Origin of the sequence: Pseudomonas putida, from assembly GCF_001941965.1 — a bacterium.
GTDB lineage: Bacteria > Pseudomonadota > Gammaproteobacteria > Pseudomonadales > Pseudomonadaceae > Aquipseudomonas > Aquipseudomonas putida_L.
In genome coordinates, this window is record NZ_MKZO01000036.1 from 202,473 (window position 1) to 222,600 (window position 20,128).

At 64.6% G+C, this 20,128-nt stretch carries 17 protein-coding genes and 1 riboswitch; of the genes, 7 read left to right on the top strand and 10 right to left on the bottom strand.

Annotated elements, in window-relative coordinates:
- Window positions 1–21: 21 nt before the first annotated feature.
- The 4 genes from PSEMO_RS20465 to PSEMO_RS20480 all read right to left on the bottom strand — a co-directional run bounded on the left by PSEMO_RS20465 (window position 22) and on the right by PSEMO_RS20480 (window position 2,694).
- Window positions 22–630 (bottom strand): YqiA/YcfP family alpha/beta fold hydrolase, encoded by a 609-nt coding sequence (locus tag PSEMO_RS20465; protein WP_075804789.1) that lies wholly within the window; start codon window positions 628–630, stop codon window positions 22–24.
- Between the two features lie 105 nt (window positions 631–735).
- Entirely contained in the window at window positions 736–1,548 is an 813-nt protein-coding gene (gene cpdA / locus PSEMO_RS20470) for a 3',5'-cyclic-AMP phosphodiesterase (RefSeq protein ID WP_075804790.1), read from the bottom strand.
- Between the two features lie 85 nt (window positions 1,549–1,633).
- Window positions 1,634–2,086, bottom strand: a complete 453-nt coding sequence (locus tag PSEMO_RS20475; protein ID WP_075804791.1) for a DUF1249 domain-containing protein — start codon at window positions 2,084–2,086, stop codon at window positions 1,634–1,636.
- Window positions 2,077–2,694, bottom strand: a complete 618-nt coding sequence (locus PSEMO_RS20480) for an NUDIX domain-containing protein (protein WP_075804792.1) — start codon at window positions 2,692–2,694, stop codon at window positions 2,077–2,079. Before PSEMO_RS20480 ends, PSEMO_RS20475 begins: the two co-directional genes overlap by 10 nt.
- A gap of 186 nt (window positions 2,695–2,880) precedes the next feature.
- On the opposite strand from PSEMO_RS20480, the gene PSEMO_RS20485 reads away from it, so the two are divergent.
- The gene (locus PSEMO_RS20485; RefSeq protein WP_075804793.1) at window positions 2,881–3,621 is read left to right on the top strand and encodes an RsiV family protein; all 741 of its coding nucleotides are present in this window, start codon (window positions 2,881–2,883) and stop codon (window positions 3,619–3,621) included.
- Here the strand turns inward: PSEMO_RS20485 and cytX are convergent.
- Window positions 3,590–4,873: a putative hydroxymethylpyrimidine transporter CytX gene (gene cytX / locus PSEMO_RS20490; protein ID WP_075804794.1), complete on the bottom strand. Its 1,284-nt coding sequence runs from the start codon at window positions 4,871–4,873 to the stop codon at window positions 3,590–3,592. The genes PSEMO_RS20485 and cytX overlap by 32 nt on opposite strands.
- Window positions 4,874–5,017: 144 nt before the next feature.
- Window positions 5,018–6,907 carry a phosphomethylpyrimidine synthase ThiC gene (thiC, locus tag PSEMO_RS20495; RefSeq protein WP_075804795.1) on the bottom strand — a complete coding sequence of 630 codons (1,890 nt, stop codon included), beginning with the start codon at window positions 6,905–6,907 and terminating at the stop codon, window positions 5,018–5,020.
- 151 nt (window positions 6,908–7,058) lie between these two features.
- Window positions 7,059–7,163, bottom strand: a riboswitch (TPP riboswitch).
- 143 nt (window positions 7,164–7,306) lie between these two features.
- Between thiC and PSEMO_RS20500 the strand changes: the two genes are divergently transcribed.
- Complete coding sequence (locus tag PSEMO_RS20500; protein WP_075804796.1) at window positions 7,307–8,740, top strand: TolC family outer membrane protein; 1,434 nt, start codon at window positions 7,307–7,309, stop codon at window positions 8,738–8,740.
- Window positions 8,741–8,834: 94 nt separating this feature from the next.
- Here the strand turns inward: PSEMO_RS20500 and waaA are convergent, their stop codons facing one another.
- Together waaA and PSEMO_RS20510 are read right to left on the bottom strand one after the other, a co-directional pair.
- Window positions 8,835–10,106 (bottom strand): lipid IV(A) 3-deoxy-D-manno-octulosonic acid transferase, encoded by a 1,272-nt coding sequence (gene waaA / locus PSEMO_RS20505; protein WP_075804797.1) that lies wholly within the window; start codon window positions 10,104–10,106, stop codon window positions 8,835–8,837.
- 145 nt (window positions 10,107–10,251) lie between these two features.
- On the bottom strand, window positions 10,252–11,142 hold the full coding sequence (locus tag PSEMO_RS20510) for a LysR family transcriptional regulator (RefSeq protein WP_086937248.1): 891 nt from the start codon (window positions 11,140–11,142) through the stop codon (window positions 10,252–10,254).
- A 91-nt stretch (window positions 11,143–11,233) separates the two neighbouring features.
- On the opposite strand from PSEMO_RS20510, the gene PSEMO_RS20515 reads away from it, so the two are divergent.
- The 4 genes from PSEMO_RS20515 to PSEMO_RS20530 all read left to right on the top strand — a co-directional run bounded on the left by PSEMO_RS20515 (window position 11,234) and on the right by PSEMO_RS20530 (window position 14,613).
- Complete coding sequence (locus PSEMO_RS20515) at window positions 11,234–11,566, top strand: DMT family transporter (RefSeq protein WP_075804799.1); 333 nt, start codon at window positions 11,234–11,236, stop codon at window positions 11,564–11,566.
- Window positions 11,567–11,628: 62 nt separating this feature from the next.
- Entirely contained in the window at window positions 11,629–12,804 is a 1,176-nt protein-coding gene (locus tag PSEMO_RS20520) for an NAD(P)/FAD-dependent oxidoreductase (protein ID WP_075804800.1), read from the top strand.
- Window positions 12,801–13,613, top strand: a complete 813-nt coding sequence (locus tag PSEMO_RS20525; protein ID WP_075804801.1) for an aldo/keto reductase — start codon at window positions 12,801–12,803, stop codon at window positions 13,611–13,613. Before PSEMO_RS20520 ends, PSEMO_RS20525 begins: the two co-directional genes overlap by 4 nt.
- Before the next feature lie 40 nt (window positions 13,614–13,653).
- Window positions 13,654–14,613, top strand: a complete 960-nt coding sequence (locus PSEMO_RS20530) for a metal ABC transporter ATPase (RefSeq protein WP_075804802.1) — start codon at window positions 13,654–13,656, stop codon at window positions 14,611–14,613.
- Between the two features lie 148 nt (window positions 14,614–14,761).
- Here PSEMO_RS20530 and hldE read toward each other — a convergent pair whose 3' ends face one another.
- Window positions 14,762–16,183 (bottom strand): bifunctional D-glycero-beta-D-manno-heptose-7-phosphate kinase/D-glycero-beta-D-manno-heptose 1-phosphate adenylyltransferase HldE, encoded by a 1,422-nt coding sequence (gene hldE, locus PSEMO_RS20535; protein WP_075804803.1) that lies wholly within the window; start codon window positions 16,181–16,183, stop codon window positions 14,762–14,764.
- A gap of 131 nt (window positions 16,184–16,314) precedes the next feature.
- Window positions 16,315–18,120: a lipid A export permease/ATP-binding protein MsbA gene (gene msbA, locus PSEMO_RS20540; RefSeq protein ID WP_075804804.1), complete on the bottom strand. Its 1,806-nt coding sequence runs from the start codon at window positions 18,118–18,120 to the stop codon at window positions 16,315–16,317.
- A 154-nt stretch (window positions 18,121–18,274) separates the two neighbouring features.
- Between msbA and PSEMO_RS20545 the strand changes: the two genes are divergently transcribed.
- The gene (locus tag PSEMO_RS20545) at window positions 18,275–20,119 is read left to right on the top strand and encodes a bifunctional O-antigen ligase/aminoglycoside phosphotransferase family protein (protein ID WP_075804805.1); all 1,845 of its coding nucleotides are present in this window, start codon (window positions 18,275–18,277) and stop codon (window positions 20,117–20,119) included.
- Window positions 20,120–20,128: the final 9 nt, after the last annotated feature.

A 20,128-nucleotide genomic window follows, 5' to 3' on the forward strand; every position in this document is an offset into this window, starting at 1 on the left:
TTCGTGGGTGAAAATAGGCAATCAAAATACAGAAAAATCCAGGTCCTGATACGTCTTCGCATCAATACCCGCGTAACTCAGCAAGGCTGGCAGGTGCAGGGCAAAGCGCTGGAAGCTGTGGTCGCCACCGGCTTCGATGCGCAGGGCACAGGCCCGGTAGAAGCGCTCGGCGCGGCGGTAATCCAGGGTTTCGTCGCCGGTCTGCAACCACACCTGGTAACGCTCGGCGTCCACGGGCGGCGGGACTTCCAGCCCGGCCAGGGCCTCGACATGATCGGGGGTCAGTTCCCAGGTTTCGCCGGTGTAGTGGTTGGTCTGGGTGCCCAGGTAGCCGTCGAACAACTGGTGCGGATTGACCGCCGGGTTGATCAGCAACGCTTTCAGCCCGTGGCGCTCGGCCAGATGAGTCGCATAGTAGCCGCCAAGGGAACTACCGACCAGCAATGGCCGGCCCAGTTCGGCGATACCCGCCTCCAGTTGTGCGATGGCCTGGCGCGGATGGTGATGCAGGGCCGGCACGCGCAGTTGCCCGGCCAGGCCGATGCGCTCCATCACTGCCAGCAACTGGCTGGCCTTCATCGAGCTCGGCGCGCTGTTCAAACCATGGATGTAAAGGATCGAGCCCGACATTCCGCCCCCCGGAGTTCCTGGAGCGCCCGCCAGTGGCGGGCACAAAGACGCGCAGTTTAGCCTGATAAGCGGGAAATGATTCAGCTTTAGAGATTGCGCGATGCTTCAGTAGCCATTGCCGTAGTCAACGCTGAAGGCAAAATCGCTCAGGCGCGAGACACCGGTCTCCAGCCGTCCATCATCATGCAGCGCCAGCCAGCGGTAACCGGGCGGGCGCTGCTCGTCAACCTTGAAGTCCGTGCTGCGCGGTTCGAACTGGATGCAGGTGGACGGCGACGCCAGCAGGCGCCGACCATCCAGGTGCTGGTCCCATTCCTGATGGATATGTCCCCAGAGCAAGGCCCGCGCCTGTGGATAAGGCTTGATCGTCTCGAACAGCGCTTCAGGATTGCGCAGGCCGATGGGCGCCATCCACGCACAGTCGATGGAAATCGGCTGATGGTGGAAGCACACCAGGCAATGACGGCCGCCGGCGCTGCTCAGGGCCTGGTCGAGCACGTGCAGCTGGTTTGCTTCGAGGCGCCCCGGCACGCTGCCGGGAATCGACGAGTCGAGCATGATCACCCGCCAGTTGCCGATATCGGTGACCTGCTGCAGCAGGTCGGTGCCTGCCGCGACGCGTTCCATCGGCAGCGGCTCGTCGTGGTTGCCGGCCAGCCAGCGGGTTGGCGCGCCGAGCACGGCGGTCATATCACGGAAATGTCGGTAGGACGCTTCGGTACCGTCCTGGGACAGATCGCCGGTGGCCAGGATCAGGTCGATATGCGGTTGCTCGGCCAGCACCAGGTCGATGACCCGCTGCAGGCTGTCACGGGTATTCATGCCCAGCAGCGAACCCTCGCCATCGGCGAACAGATGACTGTCAGAAAGCTGCACCAGACGAACCGGGGCACTGGATGCGGGGTTGGCGTGCGGCAAGGGGCCGTCTCCTTGAGGAAATCCTGCACGATTATGGTGGGGAAGAATCGGCGGATCAAACCGGCACCACGACCGCCGTCACATTTCAGCGAACCGCTTCGAGTTCGTGACCGCAGGCCAGGCAATGGCTCAGCCATTCGCCCAGGAACAGATTGAGCTGGGCTTTCTCGTCCGGCTGGTGCATCGCGGCGTTGGGATAGGGGTAGATGCTACGGAAACGCCGGGCATGTTCGGCGCTGACCACTTCGGCCATGCGCGCATCGTGATAGACCTGCACTTCCAGTTGCGGCACCGGCAGCCAGGGCAGGCTGTGCTCCTGGCGCACCCGCAAGGTGGTGGTGTAGGGGCAGGCCAGCACCACTTCCAGGGTCAGTACGCCGAGCATCTGGTCGCCCTGGGTCATGCCGATGCGCCGCGAATCGAGGGAGGTGCGCATATCCGGGAGCAAGCGCATCAGGCGTGCATAGTTCGCCTCGCAGGCAGCCTGCAAGCCAACCAGATCGACCCGATAGCGTTCGCGCACAAGATTCACGACCACATCCCCCTGACTTCATCGCGGTTCAGGGCCAGCCACTGCAAGGCGATGATGGTCGCCGCATTGGCAATCTGCCCGTCGCGCACGGCTTGCAGGGCATCGTCGAAACCCCAGACCCGCACGCGGATATCTTCACCCTCTTCTTCCAGGCCATGCAGCCCGCCAGCCCCCTCGCTGCTGCAACGACCGAGGTACAGATGGACCAACTCGTCGCTGCCACCGGGAGACGGGAAATACCGGGTCATCGGCCACAGCGAGGAGAAACTCAGCCCAGCTTCCTCCTGCGCCTCGCGGTGCGCAACTTCTTCCGGTCGTTCGTCCTTGTCGATCAGACCGGCGACCAGCTCCACCAGCCAGGGGTTGCCGGTCTTGTCCATGGCGCCGACGCGAAACTGCTCGATCAGCACCACTTCGTCGCGCTGCGGGTCGTAGGGCAGGACGCACACCGCGTCGTGACGCACGAACAGCTCGCGCTTGATCTCGCGGCTCATGCCGCCGGCGAACAGCTCATGACGCACGCGGATCCGGTCGAGCCGATAGAAACCCTGGAAACAGGTTTCGCGGTCGACGAGCTCGACGGCTGTTGGAACGGAATTCAGCTTGTCTGTCATGGAAGTCCTCGCTACCTCACTTGCAACTTCGCGCCATCCTACCCCGCGTACCCTCGGCTTTCACCCTCTTTCAAGTCAACCCAAGGACTGCGAGGATAGGCACCGCCCGTCTAATCAAGATTAGCGGCGAACCGACTGCCATGCTGGCGGTCCAAGGCCGATTACCGTCGTTCCAGAAGGATCATCATGACGCTTGTCAAACTGACCACCGTGGCTCTACTGGCCCTAGTCCTGGGGGCGTGCCAGAGCGTTTTCCAGCCGAATATGCGCAAGCCGCTGGAGGTCAAGCGCGAGGCCTGGGAACACATCAAGCCCGGTTGCAGCGCCAGCGATTGCCCGCTGGTGAACATCGACACCCTGCACTTCCCGGCCCAGCCGCAACTGGATGCGCTGATCGAGCGGCGCCTGCTGCAGTTCACCGCCGACGGCGGACCGCTGCCGACCTCGCTCAAGGCCTATGAAGAGAGCTTCCTGCGTTCGGCGCAGAGCCGTAACAGCAGCTACCTGCAAGCCAAGGTACGCGAGCAGCATGACGGACTGGTGATCATCGAGCTGTCCAGCTACCTGGACACCGGCGGCGCGCATGGCAACCCTGGCCGCGCCTTCATCAACTGGTCGCGCCAGCAGGATAAGGTCCTGACCCTGCAGGACATGCTGGTCCCGGGCCAGGAAGAGACGTTCTGGAAAACCGCGGAAGAAGCCCACCGTGGCTGGTTGATCGCGACGAAGATGGACCAGGACCCGGAATTCGTGAAGAACTGGCCGTTCCAGAAAACCCCGAACATCGCCCTGACCTACGGCGCGGTGGTGCTCAAGTACGACGTGTACGCCATTGCGCCCTACGCCATGGGCCATGTCGAACTGAAGATCCCCTACCCGCGCCTGAACGGCGTGATCAAGCCGGAACTGTTTCCCGGCCGCGGCTGAAGCTGAACAGGCCGTGGAGCAATCCTGCCAGCAGCAACGCCGGCAGGGTGGCGCCGATGTCCGGCGCGTAGTTGGCCAGCAGGTGGTAGGTGGCCACGCCACCGGCCCAGGCCAGCAAGGCGCCAAAGTGCAGTGAACCGACCTGCGCCGGCAGGCGGCGACGGCGCAGCAGGAAGTGATCCACCAGCACCACGCCGAACAGCGGCGCGAACACCGAGCCGATCAGCAGCAGGAAGTTCTGATACTGCGCCAGCGGCGCGAAGCAGGCGATCAGGGTGCAGACCACGCCAATCGCCAGGGCCAGGTGTTCCACCTTCAAGCGCAGCAGCAGGCCGCTGGACACCGCCGCCGAATGGATATCGGCGAAGGCGTTTTCCGATTCGTCGAGCAGGATCAGCAACAGCGGAATCCCCAGGCCCGCCCCCGCCAGCGCCAGCAACAACGCATTGACCTCGCCACTCGGCGCGAATGCCAGGGTGTAGGCCACGCCCAGGCTCATCAGCCAGAAGTTGCCGATGAAGAAGCCCAGCGCCGTGCCGCCGAAGACCCGGCTGGCGCGCTTGCCGAAGCGCGAATAGTCGGCGATCAGTGGCAGCCACGACAGTGGCATGGCAATGGCGATATCGAAGCCCACCGCCAGGGACATCGTGCCATCGCCCGCTTTTGCCCACAGCGCAGCCAGGTCGGCCTTGGCGAAGAGGTTCCAGGTCAGCCACAGGCAGGCGCCGAGCAACAGCCAGATCCCCCATTTGCGCAGGATGCGGCGGACGAAGGTCAGCGGGCCGCTGACGGCCAGCAGGGTCGCGAGGCCGCCGAAGAACAGGGTCCACAGCAGCGGGCTGTTCCAGGCGCTGTTCTCGCCGAAGGACTGCGCGCCGAGCAGGCTGGCGGCGTCGCGCATGACGATGATTTCGAAGGAGCCCCAGCCGATCAGTTGCAGCAGGTTGAGCACCGCCGGCAACGAAGCGCCGTGCCTGCCCAGGCTCAGGCGCAGGGCGGCCATGGCCGAGAGACCAGTGTCACTGCCAATCACGCCCACGGCGGCCAGCAACAGGACGCCCACCAGGGTACCCAGGGCAATCGCCAGGATCGACCCGGCCAGCCCCAGGCCCGGCGCCAGCAGCGCGCCGGTCTGCAGGACCATCAGGCCAATGCCGAGGGAGAACCACAGGGAGAACAGGTCGCGGGCACCGAAGATGCGCTGGTGGCCGGGGACGGGGGAATCGGGGGAGTAGTTGCTGGGTAGGGACACGACGGTGGTCTCGGCAGGAGTTTTTTATTGGTTTCGAGGGCCTCATCGCTGGCAAGCCAGCTCCCACAGGGACCGCATGCACCGCGGCCCCTGTGGGAGCTGGCTTGCCAGCGATTGGGGCCGCCTAGGCGGCCCCGGTTTACCTCAGACTTTCTTGTACAACTGGCTGCCTTCCTGGCGGAACCGCTCGGCCTGCTCGCGCATGCCGTCCTCGACCGCCACATCCACCACGTCGATGCGCTGGTTGGCGGCGTATTCGCGGACTTCCTGGGTGATCTTCATCGAGCAGAACTTCGGCCCGCACATCGAGCAGAAGTGCGCGACCTTGGCCGAGTCCTTCGGCAGGGTCTCGTCGTGGAACGCACGCGCCGTGTCCGGATCCAGGCCCAGGTTGAACTGGTCTTCCCAACGGAATTCGAAACGCGCCTTGCTCAAGGCGTTGTCGCGGATCTGCGCGCCCGGATGCCCCTTGGCCAGGTCCGCCGCGTGGGCGGCGATCTTGTAGGTGATGATCCCGGTTTTCACGTCATCCTTGTTCGGCAGGCCGAGGTGCTCCTTCGGCGTGACGTAGCAAAGCATGGCGCAACCGAACCAGCCGATCATCGCGGCACCGATGCCGGAGGTGATGTGGTCATAACCCGGGGCGATGTCGGTAGTCAGCGGGCCGAGGGTGTAGAACGGCGCCTCGTCGCAGCATTCCAGCTGCTTGTCCATGTTCTCCTTGATCAACTGCATCGGCACATGGCCCGGGCCTTCGATCATGCACTGCACGTCATGCTTCCAGGCGATCTTGGTCAGCTCGCCGAGGGTTTCCAGCTCGCCGAACTGCGCTTCGTCGTTGGCGTCGGCAATCGAACCCGGACGCAGGCCGTCGCCCAGCGAGAAGCTGACGTCGTAGGCCTTCATGATTTCGCAGATTTCGTCGAAGTGGGTGTAGAGGAAGTTCTCCTTGTGATGCGCCAGGCACCATTTTGCCATGATCGAACCACCACGGCTGACGATGCCGGTGACCCGCTTGGCAGTCAGCGGCACATAGCGCAGCAGCACGCCGGCGTGGATGGTGAAGTAGTCCACACCCTGCTCGGCCTGTTCGATCAGGGTGTCGCGGAACAGCTCCCAGGTCAGGTCCTCGGCCACGCCGTTGACCTTTTCCAGGGCCTGGTAGATCGGCACGGTACCGATCGGCACCGGCGAGTTGCGGATGATCCACTCGCGGGTTTCATGGATGTGCTTGCCGGTGGACAGGTCCATGACCGTGTCCGAGCCCCAGCGGATACCCCAGGTCAGCTTGGCCACTTCTTCCTCGATCGAGGAACCCAGGGCGCTGTTGCCGATGTTGCCGTTGATCTTCACCAGGAAGTTGCGGCCGATGATCATCGGCTCCAGCTCCACGTGGTTGATGTTGGCCGGGATGATGGCGCGACCGCGGGCGATTTCCTCGCGGACGAACTCGGCGGTGATTTCCTTGGGAATGCTCGCGCCGAAGCTGTGGCCGGCGTGCTGCTGGTCGAGCAGGCCGGCGGCGCGGGCTTCCTGCAGCTTCATGTTTTCGCGCAGGGCGACGTATTCCATCTCGGCGGTGATGATGCCCTTGCGCGCATAGTGCATCTGGCTGACGTTGGCGCCGGCCTTGGCCCGGCGCGGGTTGCGCACGTGGGCGAAGCGCAGCTTGGTCAGCTCGGCGTCGTTCAGGCGCTGCTGGCCGAAGTCGGAGGACAGGCCGGCCAGGCGCTCGGTGTCGCCACGGTCGTCGATCCAGGCCGAACGCACGTCGCCCAGGCCCTTGCGCACGTCAATGACGACGTTGGGGTCGGTGTACGGGCCGGAGGTGTCATAGACCAGCACCGGGGCGTTGGCTTCGCCACCGAAATCGGTCGGGGTATCGTCGAGGCTGATTTCCCGCATCGGCACGCGGATGTCCGGGCGCGAGCCCTCGACATAGACCTTGCGCGAACGGGTGAAAGGTTGCACGGACTGCTGGTCGACCTGGGCGGACTCGCTCAGGTTGGACGGGTATTTTTCTTGTTTGCTCATCACAGGCTCTCCAGACGGGTTGGATGTCGGAGCGAACCTGATGGGGACACGGAGAATGCACCTTGGGCGGTGCTGTGCCGAATGCGGGGGTGTCTGGCGGCCTTGTGAGGCTGACTCGACATTCCCGGACCCGGCACAAGAGGGCTCGCGGGAAGCGAGCAATCTTGTTCCCTACGCAGGCGCTAACCTGATCAGGTTCAACGGGATCCGGAATTTCCGATCTCAGCCTCAACGCAAGGCACCCCGACAAGAACGTGCGCAGTCTAGACTGGAGTCAGCCCAAACGCCAACCCTCCTGGCGCAAGCGTGACAAATGGCGCAAATGTCAGATTGTTGCAAAGTGCCTGCGCAACTACACTCGCAAGTTCAGAATTACCTACTTCGTTCAAGGACCGCCCTATGCTGCGCAAACTTTCACTGGCGCTTGCCGTGTCTTGTGCTTCCAACGGATTGGCCTGGGCAGCAGACTTGCCGCTGTCGAGCAAAACCGACCTGGTCAGCGTTTACAACGAGGCGGTGAACAACAACGCCGACCTCGCCGCCGCCCGCGCCGACTACGGTGCCCGCCGTGAAGTGGTGCCCCAGGCCCGCGCCGGCCTGCTGCCGAACCTGTCCGCCGGCGCCGAGATGATGAACACGCGGACCAGTGTCGACCAGCCTTCGGTCACCGCCAGCCGCAGTGGCAATACCTGGAGCGCGACCCTGGCCCAGCCGATCTTCCGCGCCGACCGCTGGTTCCAGTTGCAGGCGGCCGAAGCGGTCAACGAGCAGGCGGCCCTTGAACTGTCGGCCACCGAACAGAACCTGATCCTGCAAAGTGCCGAGAACTACTTCGCGGTGCTGCGCGCCCAGGACAACCTGGCCTCGACCAAAGCCGAGGAAGCGGCGTTCAAGCGCCAGCTCGACCAGTCCAACGAGCGCTTCGACGTCGGCCTGTCGGATAAGACCGACGTGCTCCAGTCCCAGGCCAGCTACGACACCGCCCGGGCCAACCGGATCATCGCCGAGCGCCGCGTGGCCGATGCCTTCGAAGCTTTGGTGACCCTGACCAACCGCGACTACAACTCGATCCAGGGCATCGTCCACACCCTGCCGGTGCAGGTGCCAACCCCCAACGATGCCAAGGCCTGGGTCGACACGGCGACCCAGCAGAACCTCAACCTGCAGGCGACCAACCACGCCGTGCAGGCCGCCGAGGAAACCCTGCGCCAGCGCAAGGCCGGGCATGCACCGACCGTGGATGCGGTGGCGCGTTACCAGAAGGGTGACAACGACAGCCTCGGCTTCAGCAACCCGAACTACACCGGGCAGCGCTATGGTGGCGACGTGGAGCAGACCAGTATCGGCCTGCAGTTGAACATCCCGATCTACAGCGGTGGCCTGACCAGCTCGCAGGTGCGCGAGGCCTACCAGCGCCTGAGCCAGAGCGAGCAGCAGCGTGAAAGCCTGCGTCGCCAGGTGGTGGAGAACACCCGCAACCTGCACCGTGCGGTGAACACCGATGTGGAGCAGGTGCAGGCGCGCAAGCAGTCGATCATTTCCAACCAGAGTGCGCTGGAAGCCACGGAAATAGGCTATCAGGTGGGGACCCGGAACATCGTCGATGTGCTCGATGCACAGCGCCAGCTGTACACCTCGGTGCGTGACTACAACAACACCCGGTATGACTACATCCTCGACAACCTGCGCCTGAAGCAGGCGGCGGGGACCTTGAGCCCGCAGGACCTGCAGGATCTGGGGCGGTACCTGAAGGCGGACTACAACCCGGACAAGGACTTCCTGCCACCGGACCTGGCGGCGGCGGCCAAGGCCAATTTCGAAGGTCGACCGTAGGGGCCTCATCGCTGGCAAGCCAGCTCCCACAGTGTCCGCGTCGCTGCCGAACCCTGTGGGAGCTGGCTTGCCAGCGATAGCGGCATAACAGTCTCTACCGAATCAAAGCCCCGACACCATCGAGCAAACGCTGCAATGCCCCCTGATTGGCCCGCATCACCGCCACCCCCGCCTCGCCCATCTTCCGCGCATCCTGCGGCAACTCGATCAATCTCCTCACCTCAGTCGCCAGCCCCTCGGCATCATCGACCTGCGCCAACGCCCCGGCCTCACGCAACATCGCGCTGATTTCCAGGAAGTTGAACACATGAGGCCCCATGATCACCGGTAATGCCAGCGCCGCCGGCTCCAGCGGGTTATGCCCGCCGGTCGCGACCAGACTGCCGCCGACAAAGGCGATATCGGCCAGGGCATAGAGGAACAGCAACTCGCCCATGGTATCGCCAAGCAGCACCCGGGTCTGAGCGTCCACCGCCGTGCCAGCCGACCGGCGCACGGTGGCGAACTGCTCGGCACACAGCTGATGCACCGCGTCGAAGCGCTCCGGATGGCGCGGCACCAGGATGAGCAGGGCATCGGCATGAACCGCCAGCAACTGCTTGTGCGCCGCCAGGATCAGCGCATCCTCGCCATCATGGGTACTGGCGGCAATCCACACCGGCCGCTGCGTCGCGCCCCACTGTCCACGCAGCTCACGAGCACGGGGCAGCAGTTGCTCGTCGATCTTCAGGTCGAACTTGATCGAACCGGTCACCTGCACCGTCGCCGGCCGCGCGCCCAACTGGCGGAAGCGCTCGGCCTCGGTTTCGGTCTGCACCGCGAACAGGCTCATCTCTTCCAGCATCGGCCGGGTCAGACCGGCGAAGCGCGCATAGCCACGGGCCGAGCGCTCGGACAACCGGGCATTGGCCAGGGCCACCGGAATCCCGCGCTTGGCGCACTGGTGGATATGGTTCGGCCACAGCTCGGTTTCCATGATGATCCCCAACTGCGGCCGGGCCTTGTCGAGGAAACGCGCCGCCGCCCAGGGCAGGTCATAGGGCAGGTAGCAATGCTGGATGCGCGGCTCGTTGGCGAACATCGCGCGGATCCGCTCCGAGCCGGTGGGGGTCATGCAGGTCACGGTGATCGGCAGCTGTGGATAACGCTCCAGCAGCGCACGGATCATCGGCGCGGCGGCGATGCTTTCGCCCACCGACACGGCATGGACCCAGATACCACCGGGTTTCAGCGGCGGCAGGCCGAAGGCGAAGCGTTCGCCGATGCGCTCGCGATAGGCTGGCGCCTTGCGCCCACGCAGGAACAGGCGCAGCGCAACCAGCGGCAGGCCCAGTTGAAACAGCAGGGTATAGAGAGTTCTGTTCATGGCGCGGGAGTTTACAAGGAAGCAATCGGCAATGCTTCCATGTTGCCCTTGAGGGCCCTATCGCCGGCAACGCCGGCTCCCACAAGTCCAGCGGTGCTCACCCAACCAGTGGGAGCCGGCGTTGCCGGCGATGAGGCCGCAAGGATCAACCCATCTCCCGCAGATGCACCGCAAACCTTTCAGCCAGCCACTGCGCCGCCGGCCCCAAAGGCTCATCCCGACGCCAGGCCAGTTCCACCACCAGCGCCGGCGGCCGCCATTCGCAATCCAGCTCGACCATCTGCTGTTGATAAGCCGGGTACTGCACCACATGCCGCGGCAACCAGGCCCAGCCCAGCCCGCGCTGCAGCAGCTCGGCCATCACATAGAAGCTGTCCGCCCGCCACACCAGCGGGCTGGCCGGCTCCCCTCCGGCATAGCCACTGTCCCGCGGATTGACCAACAGTTGCCGGTGCCGCGCCAGATGCTCGCAACTGACCCGCCCGACCTCCGCCAACGGATGCCCCACCGGACACACCGTGACCATCTCGATACTGCCCAGCACCCGCCGCTCCAGGGCATCGGGCACCTGCTCATGGTGAAACATCAAGCCCAGGTCCGCCCGCCGCTCCACCAGTTGCCGCGCCACATCGCCCTGGGCGCTGCTGGCCATCTGCACTTCGAGCAGCGGAAACTGCCGCGACAGCTCGTCCAGGCTCTCGACCACCGGCTGATACGGCATCGCTTCATCATGGGTCAGACGCAAGCGCGGCTCCTGCCCGCGCATCAAGGCCGACGCCCGCCCTTCAAGGCGCTCGCACTGGCGCAGCAACTCCCGGGCATCCTCCAGCAACGCCGCCCCCGCCTCGGTCAACTGCGGCTGGCGCCCGCTGCTGCGCTCGAACAGGGTCAGGCCGAGATCAGCCTCCAGCATCGCGATGGCATTGCTCACCGCCGACTGCGCCCGCCCCGCGACCCTTGCCACGGCAGAGAACGAACGCCGCTCGGCCACTTCGACGAACAGGCGCACCTGCTCCAGATTCCATTGCGGTTGAATCATCCAGCCTATCTCCCCAGCAGATAGGAAATGACTTTACCGCATCTGGCCAAGCCCTAGAATGCGCGAGCCACCAGAGGAGCGCCCGACCATGAATGCCTACACCTATCTCGCCATCGCCATCTGCGCCGAAGTCATCGCCACCGCGTCGATGAAGGCGGTGAAGGGCCTGAGCACGCCGCTGCCGCTGCTGCTGATGGTCTGTGGCTACGGCGTAGCGTTCTGGATGCTGACCCTGGTGGTGCGCAGCATTCCGGTGGGCATCGCCTATGCCATCTGGTCGGGCCTGGGCATCGTCCTGATCAGCATCGCCGCCCTGGTGATCTACGGGCAGAAACTCGACCTGCCGGCCATGCTCGGCATGGCCCTGATCGTCAGCGGCGTTATCGTGATCCAGCTGTTCTCGAAAACCGCCGGGCATTGATGCCGGAAAAGCTGTCAACGGGCTTATACTTCCCCGCCTGTCCAGCTTGTTGAGGTAACTGCATGTCATCGGTCATTTCCACCGACGTCCTGATCGTCGGCGCGGGGGTTGCGGGTCTCTGGCTCAACGCCCGGCTGCGGCGCCTGGGCTACTCGACGGTGCTGGTGGAACGCAGCAGCGTCGGTGGCGGGCAGACCCTCAAGTCCCAGGGCATCATCCACGGCGGCGCCAAATACGCGCTGCATGGCGCCCTGACCGGCGCCTCGGAAGCCATCGCCGACATGCCGCGACGCTGGCGCGAAGCCCTGGCCGGCAACGGCGAGCTGGACCTGTCCGGCGTGCGCCTGTTGTCCGAGGCCCACTATCTCTGGTCCCCCGGCACCCTCGCCGGCAATCTCACCAGCTTCTTCGCCAGCAAGGCGGTGCGCGGCCGGGTCGACCAGGTCAAGGGCGACCAGTTGCCGCCCGCCCTGCAGGACCGCGGCTTCAAGGGCAAGGTCTATCGCCTGGCCGAGCTGGTGGTGGATGTGCCGAGCCTGCTGCAGCGCCTGGCCGAGCTGGCCGGCGACAGCCTGCTCGCTGGCGAGCGCATCGAGCCGTTGCGCAACGGTGACGAATTGGTAGGCCTGCGCGTCGACGACCGCGAGATCCGTGCCCAGCGCATCGTGCTCAGTGCCGGCGCCGGCACCGCCGACCTGCTCGCCGACCTCGGCCTGAGCCAGCCGGCCATGCAGCGCCGCCCCCTGCACATGGTGATCGCCAAGGGCCCGAGCCTGAAGCCGCTGTACGCCCATTGCCTGGGCGGCGGACCCAAGCCGCGCATCACCGTGACCACCCACCCGGCCGCCGATGGCCAGTGGGTCTGGTACCTCGGCGGTGATATCGCCGAAGCCGACGGCGTGGCCCGCGAACCCGAGGCGCAGATCGCCGCGGCGAAGAAGGAAGTCGCCGGCCTGCTGCCGTGGGTCGACCTGAGCCAGGTGCGCTGGGCCACCCTGCGGGTCGATCGGGCCGAGCCGGCGCAGTCCGGCCTGGTGCGCCCGGACAACGCCTTCCTCGCCGACCAGCACAACCTGCTGGTGGGCTGGCCAACCAAGCTGGCCCTGGCCCCTGACTTCGCCGACCGCGTGCTGCACGCCCTCGACCGCGACGGCATCAAGCCCGCCAATCTGCCGGCTCTGCCCGACCTGCCGAAGCCAGCGCTGGCCCAACCGGAATGGGATCGCCTGCTGCCATGACCCTGCCAACCCTGCACGATCTGCACCGCCCGCTGGGCAGCACCGGACTGTCGGTTTCACCGCTGGGCCTGGGCACCGTCAAGCTCGGCCGCGACCAGGGCGTGAAATACCCCAACGGCTTCACCATCCCCGACGACGACACCGCCCGCCTGCTGCTGGCCCAGGCCCGTGACCTCGGCATCAACCTGATCGACACCGCCCCGGCCTACGGTCGCAGCGAGGAACGCCTCGGCCCGCTGCTGCGCGGCCAGCGTGATCAGTGGGTGATCGTCAGCAAGGTCGGCGAAGAGTTCGAGGACGGCCAGTCCCGCTTCGACTTCAGCGCAGCCCATACCCGCGCCTCGGTGGAACGTAGCCTGCAACGCCTTGAAACAGACTGCATCGACCTGGTCCTGGTCCACTCCAACGGCGACGACCTGCGCATCCTCGAGCAGGAAGAGGTCTACCAGACCCTTGCCCTGCTCAAGCAGGAGGGCAAGATCCGCGGCTTCGGCTTCTCCGGTAAAACCGTCGAAGGCGGGCTGAAAGCCCTGGAACAGGGCGATTGCGCGATGGTCACCTACAATCTCAACGAGCAGGCCGAGCGCCCGGTGCTCGACTATGCCGCGGCCCATGGCAAGGCGATCCTGGTGAAGAAAGCCCTGGCCAGCGGGCATGTGTGCCTGAGCCCGGGGGTCGATCCGGTCAAGGCCAGCTTCGAGTTGCTGTTTGCCCATCCCGGCGTCGGCAGTGCTATTGTCGGGACCATCAATCCCCTGCACCTGGCCCACAACGTGGCGATCGTCGCCCAGGTGCTGCGCCAGCACTGAGCCGCCGCCGCGGCCGACCCCAACGCAAGAAGGAGCCGACATGCCGCGAACGCTGATCCGCAAGAACCCGAGCAACTTCAAGACCCTGCCCCTGCACGTCGAAGCCGGCGTGGAGGGCTTGAGCTACCAGAGCATCGGCCGGCCGCTGAACTTCGCCCAGACCCTGCAGCGGCGCAAGTCTATCCAGTTGCCGGATCACGAGCGCTTCGCTGTCGAACTGGCCAACCTCGGGGTCTCGGTGCGCCTGACCCTGTGCTGGCAGCACCGCGACTACTGGGTACTGGTGCGCCAGCGCCGCCAGGACCGGGGCGATGTGGTGCTCAAGCTGATCTCCGGTTACGTCCCGGCCCAGGAGCTCAACCTGCCGCTGCACACGGCAGTGCAGGAAGTAGCGGAGGAATGCCTGCTGGAAACCCCGGAAGGCTGGCTCGGCGGACGTTTCAACGATACCTGGCTGCCGGCGCCCTATGCCGCCGCCCTGCACTATCGCGAGTCGCTGTCGTTCAACCTCACGCCGCATACCGGCGCGGCGCGGCCGGTGCGTTGCGGCAGCCAGCAACTGATCGAGCGCCCGCGGGCCTATGTGCATCTGCCGACGGCGTCGCTGCAACTGATCTACGACCTGCGCCTGCAGGTGCCGAAGGAAGCCAAGTCGCTGAGCCTGTTCCATGTCGACGAGCGCCTCGAAGGCGACCAGCTCGTCGCCCGGCTGGATCGCGCGCGCCCTGACCTGTACCTGATGCCGCTGGAAGATGGGAAACCGTTGCCGGAGCTGTACACCCTGAGGAAGGATGCGCTGGTACCGGCAAGCACCCGCGGCCTGTATCTGGCGGAGAGCTTCGCGCAGCAGGAAGGCTGGGTGGTGAAGGACGAGCGGATTCGCTGGAAGGACTGGTTGCGTCAGCAGGGCCTGACGCCGAGCAAGCCCAGTGGCTTGCAGCGGATTACCGGGAAGGCGAAGGCGTTGTTGCAGATGGCGCGGGGCGGCTTGGGCAAATAGACGACACGGACCCTGTGGGAGCTGGCTTGCCAGCGATAGGGCCATCATGAACAAAGATGTTGTCTGATCTGGCCTCATCGCTGGCAAGCCAGCTCCCACAGGGGACCGCGTGAACCAAAAGGGCCTGCAATGCAGGCCCTTCTGGATTTCAGTTCTTGCGGATCTTCTCGACGATCGCCGTGGTCGAGCTGTTTTCCACCAGCCCCAGCACCTTCACAGTACCGCCATAGGCCTTGACGATATCCGCGCCGACCACCTGGTCGATGCCGTAGTCGCCGCCCTTGACCAACACATCCGGCTTGACCTGGCTCAGCAGGTTTTCCGGGGTGCCTTCGGCGAAGCTGATCACCCAGTCCACCGCGCCCAGGCCGGCCAGCACCGCCATGCGCCGGTCGACACTGTTGATCGGACGCCCAGGCCCTTTCAGGCGGCTCACCGAAGCATCGTCGTTGACCGCGACGATCAAGCGGTCGCCCTGGGCCCGCGCCTGCTCCAGGTAGGTCACGTGACCGGCATGGAGAATGTCGAAGCAGCCATTGGTGAAGACGATCTTTTCCTTGTGCGCACGGGCATCGTCGATGGCCAGCAGCAGTTGTTCGAGCCCCAGTACACCGCGCTCAGAGCCTTCCTCGCGCTGGATCGCCCGGCGCAGTTCCGGCGCGCTGATCGCCGCAGTACCCAGCTTGCCAACCACGATGCCCGCGGCCAGGTTGGCCAGGCCCACTGCGTTGGGCAGGTCTTCGCCTGCCGCGATGGCGGCAGCCAGGGTGGAGATCACCGTGTCGCCGGCACCGGTGACATCGAAGACTTCACGGGCCCGGGCCGGCAGGTGCAGGGCCGGGTGATCCGGGCGCAGCAGGGTCATGCCGTGCTCGCCACGGGTCACCAGCAAGGCGCCCAGTTCCAGCTCGCGCATCAGCTCGCCGCCCTTGGCCACCAGCTCGGCCTCGTCGGCACAACGGCCAACGATGGTTTCGAATTCGCTGAGGTTCGGGGTGATCAGGCTGGCGCCACGGTAGATGGAGAAATCCTTGCCCTTGGGGTCGGCCAGCACCGGGATACCGCGCTCGCGAGCCGCCTGGATCAGGCTCTGGTGGTTCTTCAGCGCGCCCTTGCCGTAGTCGGACAGGACCAGCACCTTGACCCCCTCGAGCAAGGCATCGACTTCGGCACCGAGGGACAGCGGATCGGTGGCGAAGGGCTCTTCGAAGTCGATACGCAGCAGTTGCTGGTGACGGCTCATGACCCGCAGCTTGACGATGGTCGGCTGGTGGGCGATGCGCTGGAACACCGAACGCACGCCGGCCGCCTGCAGGCTGTTGGCCAGGCTGTCGGCCGCTTCGTCCTGGCCGGTCACACCGACCAGTGCAGCCGGGGCACCCAGCGCGGCGATGTTCAAGGCAACGTTGGCCGCGCCGCCGGGACGATCCTCGATCTGCTCGACCTTGACCACCGGCACCGGGGCTTCAGGCGAGATCCTCGAAGTACCGCCATGCCAGTAGCGGTCGAGCATGACATCGCCGACCACCAATACCGGGGCTTGATCGAAACGCGGCATGGACAACTTCATGGATAACCCATCAGACAGAATGAACAGGGGCGGGATATTAGCACAGGGTTGGCGACAGCTCGCCTGTGCCCGTTGTCGGGGAATTCGGAACGCAAAGCAGCGCCGGGCCATTGCGGCCCGGCGCAGTTGTTTCAGGTGATGTCGGCCTTGCTCGGCTCGTCCAGGCCCATGGCATGCAGGCGGGCGTAGTAGCCGTTGGCGGCGAGCAGTTGCCCGTGGGTGCCACGTTCGACGATACGGCCCTGGTCCATGACCAGGATCAGGTCGGCCTTCTCGATGGTGGACAGGCGGTGGGCGATGACCAGGGTGGTGCGGCCTTTCATGACCTGGTCGAGCGCGGCCTGGATATGCCGTTCGGACTCGGTGTCCAGCGCCGAAGTCGCCTCGTCGAGGATCAGCAGCGGCGCGTTCTTCAGCAAGGCCCGGGCGATCGCCAGGCGCTGGCGCTGGCCGCCGGAAAGCAGCACGCCGTTCTCGCCGACCTGGGTATCGAAGCCTTGTGGCAACTGGTCGACGAAGTCCTTGGCATAGGCGGCAGCGGCCGCTGCCTCGACGTCGGCACGCGGCGCACCGGCCAGGTCACCGTAGGCGATGTTGTTGGCCACGCTGTCGCTGAACAGAGTGACGTGCTGGGTCACCTGGGCGATATGCCGGCGCAGGTTGAGCAGGCGGTAGTCCTCGACCTCGACGCCATCCAGGAGAATCTCGCCCTGGTTGTGATGGTAGAAGCGCGGGATCAGGCTGGCCAGGGTCGACTTGCCGCTGCCCGAGCGTCCGACCAGGGCGATCATCTGCCCCGGCTCGGCGGTGAAGCTGATGTCGTCCAGCACCAGGCGCTCAGTGCCCGGGTAGGTGAAGCTGAGGTTGCGCACCTCGAGGCGACCGGTGACGGTATCGCGCTCGACAGTGCCCTTGTCCAGCTCCGGCTCGACATCCAGTTGTTCGAAGATGCTCTCGGCACCGGCGACGCCCTTCTGGATGGTCGAGCTCACTTCAGACAGTTGGCGAATCGGCTTGGGCAGCAGGCCGGCCAGGGTAATGTAGGCCACCATGTCACCCGCCGAGGCGTCGCCGCGCAGATAGAGCACGAGGAACATCAGGATGGCCATGGCGGTATAAATGACCAGTTGCAGCAGCGGCGTATAGATGGCCCCGGTGCGGGTCATGCGCAGTTGCTTGTCGGTGTTGCTCTGGCTGGCGCCAAGGAAGCGCTTCTGCTCGTAGGTCTCGCCACCGAAGCTGCGCACCACGCGGTAGCCCTGGATGGTCTCGGACGCCACATGGGTGACATCGCCCATCGCCACCTGGATCTTCTTGCTCTGCTTGCGGAATTTCTTGCTGGCGCGGCTGACCATGAAGGCGATCAGCGGCAGGATGGCGATCATCACCAGGGTCAGGCGCCAGTTCATCAGCAACAGCGAGCCGAACAGGAAGACCACGGTCATGCCTTCGCGGATCACCACCTTGATCGCATCGGTGGCCGCTCCGGTCACCATGGTGACGTTGAAGGTGATGCGCGAGATCAGGTGCCCGGAGTTGTGCTTGTCAAAATAGCGATTGGGCAGGGTCAGCAGGTTATTGAAGAGTTGCACACGCAAGTCATGGACCAGGCCAAGGGAGACCTTGGCCAGGAAGTAGTTGCCAAGGAAAGAACCCAGGCCCTGCCAGGCCGCGATCAGGATGATCAGCAGCGGCACCGCCTGCAGCAATTGCAGGTCGCGCAGGTAGGGGACGGACGGGAACAGCACCGCTTCGGGATTGGACAGGCCATCGACGAAGTACTTGAGGATGTAGCCCAGCATGGGTTGGGTCGAGGCGAAGATCAGGAAGCCGACGATACTCAGCAGGAACAGGCCAATATAGGGCCGGACGTAGCCGAGCAGGCGGAAGTAGATCTTCATGCTCGAGGGGCTGGCGGAGCCACTGGAATCGGTCATGTCAGGGAAGTAACTGGAAATTGGGAGGCCGACTTTAACACAGCTTCATGACAGGGTAATTCGCCCGGTGTCCGGCGACCGGCCCAGGTTTCACAGCGCAACGCAGACAGCTGGGTTAGTATTGCCGCTTCTGAAATCATCACCAGCCTAGCCTATGCATCCGAGCCGCATTCACCAAGGCGCCAATCGCCTGTTCGACTTAATCTGTTTATGGATCCTGCCGATTGGATACTTCCTGCTGCTGAGTGCGCTTTTCTACCTGCCGGACCGCAGTTTCCACCACAAGCTTTTCTATGCCCTGTTCAGCATACCGACCCTGCTCGCGCTGCTGCTGCGCCCGCGCGAAGTTGCGGCGCTGGCTCGTGAGCCGATCGTCGTCCTGTTCGTGTTGTTCGCGCTCTACGCGGTGGCAAGCCTGGCCTGGAGCCCTACGACCGACAGCACCAGCAGTCTGATCAAGCGTCCTCTGCATACGCTGATGCTGTTCGCCGGTACATGCCTTCTGCTGCGCCACCGCCCTGAGCTCCTCAAGGGGATTTTCCTCGCCGCGGCCCTGGTCGTGCTGGTGGCCAGCCTCAGGGATCTCTACTACTTTGCCCTGACCTACGTCGACGGGTTACGCCTGGAAGGTTCGGGAGCGATGGACAACCCATTGCTCAGTTCTCACCTGTTCGGTTTCTTCTGTACCTACTGGCTGGTCATGTGCATCACTGACAGGCGCCCTCGCTTCCTGGTCCTGAGCCTGGTCGGGCTGACGGTGATGTTCGCCGCCGTAATCGCCACTGGTTCGCGAACCCCGTTGGTAGCACTGACCCTGGCGCTAGGCTGGATCGTCATGCTGCGCGCCAACCGACGCACGCTGCCGCTGCTCCTGGCGATTCCGCTGATTGCTCTCGCCCTGGTGGCTTTCGCCCCGGAAATGATCGTCGGCCGCGGCGATTCGTACCGCTTCGAAATCTGGCGTTTCAGCTGGAACCTGATCCTCGACCACCTGTTATTCGGGCACGGGTACGACGCGCCGATGGTGGTCGACCTGAATATCGGCTGGCTATTGAGCGAGCCGCATAACTTTGCCCTTGGCGTGCTGTACAACGTTGGCGTGGTCGGCTTTGTTCCATGGATCGGCATGATCGCCTATGCCCTTTACAGTGGCTGGCGGCACCGCGAGAGCAAATACTTCGTCCTTGTTTCGACCTTGCTGGCCTTCGGTATCGGTGCCGGCCTTACCGAGGGTGGCGGCATCCTCTCCCGCCCGAAGGAGCACTGGTTCCTGATATGGATTCCACTGGCGCTGATGGCCGCCCTGAACATAGCCCGACGTGAGGGCCGGTTGCTGGCCTTGGAACCCCGGGCTATTTCAGTGACGCATGCCAGGCAGATGGCTGAACAGGGCGAGGTCATCGAAGAAGACGGGCTGGGTCCCAAGGTCCTGCGCTTGCAGGACGGCAGCTTCCTCAAGCTTTTCCGCCGCCGCCGCTGGTACACCTCGGAAAGCCTGAATCCCTATTCCCAGCGCTTCGCCAGAAACAGCCAACAACTGTCGGCCATGGGCTTCACCACCCCGCAGGTACTTGATCTGTATCGTTATGCCGATGGCGGCAAGGGTGTTCGCTACCAGCCACTCCCTGGCCAGACCCTACGCCATGCCCTGGAGCGCTGCGCTACCCGGGCGGAAAGGGAGAAACTGGTCTATCGTCTTGGCCGCTTCATTGCACAGTTGCACCAGAATGGCGTGTATTTCCGCTCGCTGCACCTGGGCAATGTCCTGCTGCTCGAGGACAACGATTTCGGCCTGATCGACCTGGCCGACATGCGTATCCAGCCTTCGCCACTGTCCCCGGGATTACGCCAGCGCAACCTGCGACACATGCAGCGCTACGCCCAGGACCGGGAATGGCTGTTCGAAGAAAGCGTCGAGGCGCTGCTTTGCGGCTACGCCGAAATTGCACCGGCCTTCACGCAACGGATGCGCGAGCATCTTCAGCCCTCCCAAAAATAAAAGTACGAC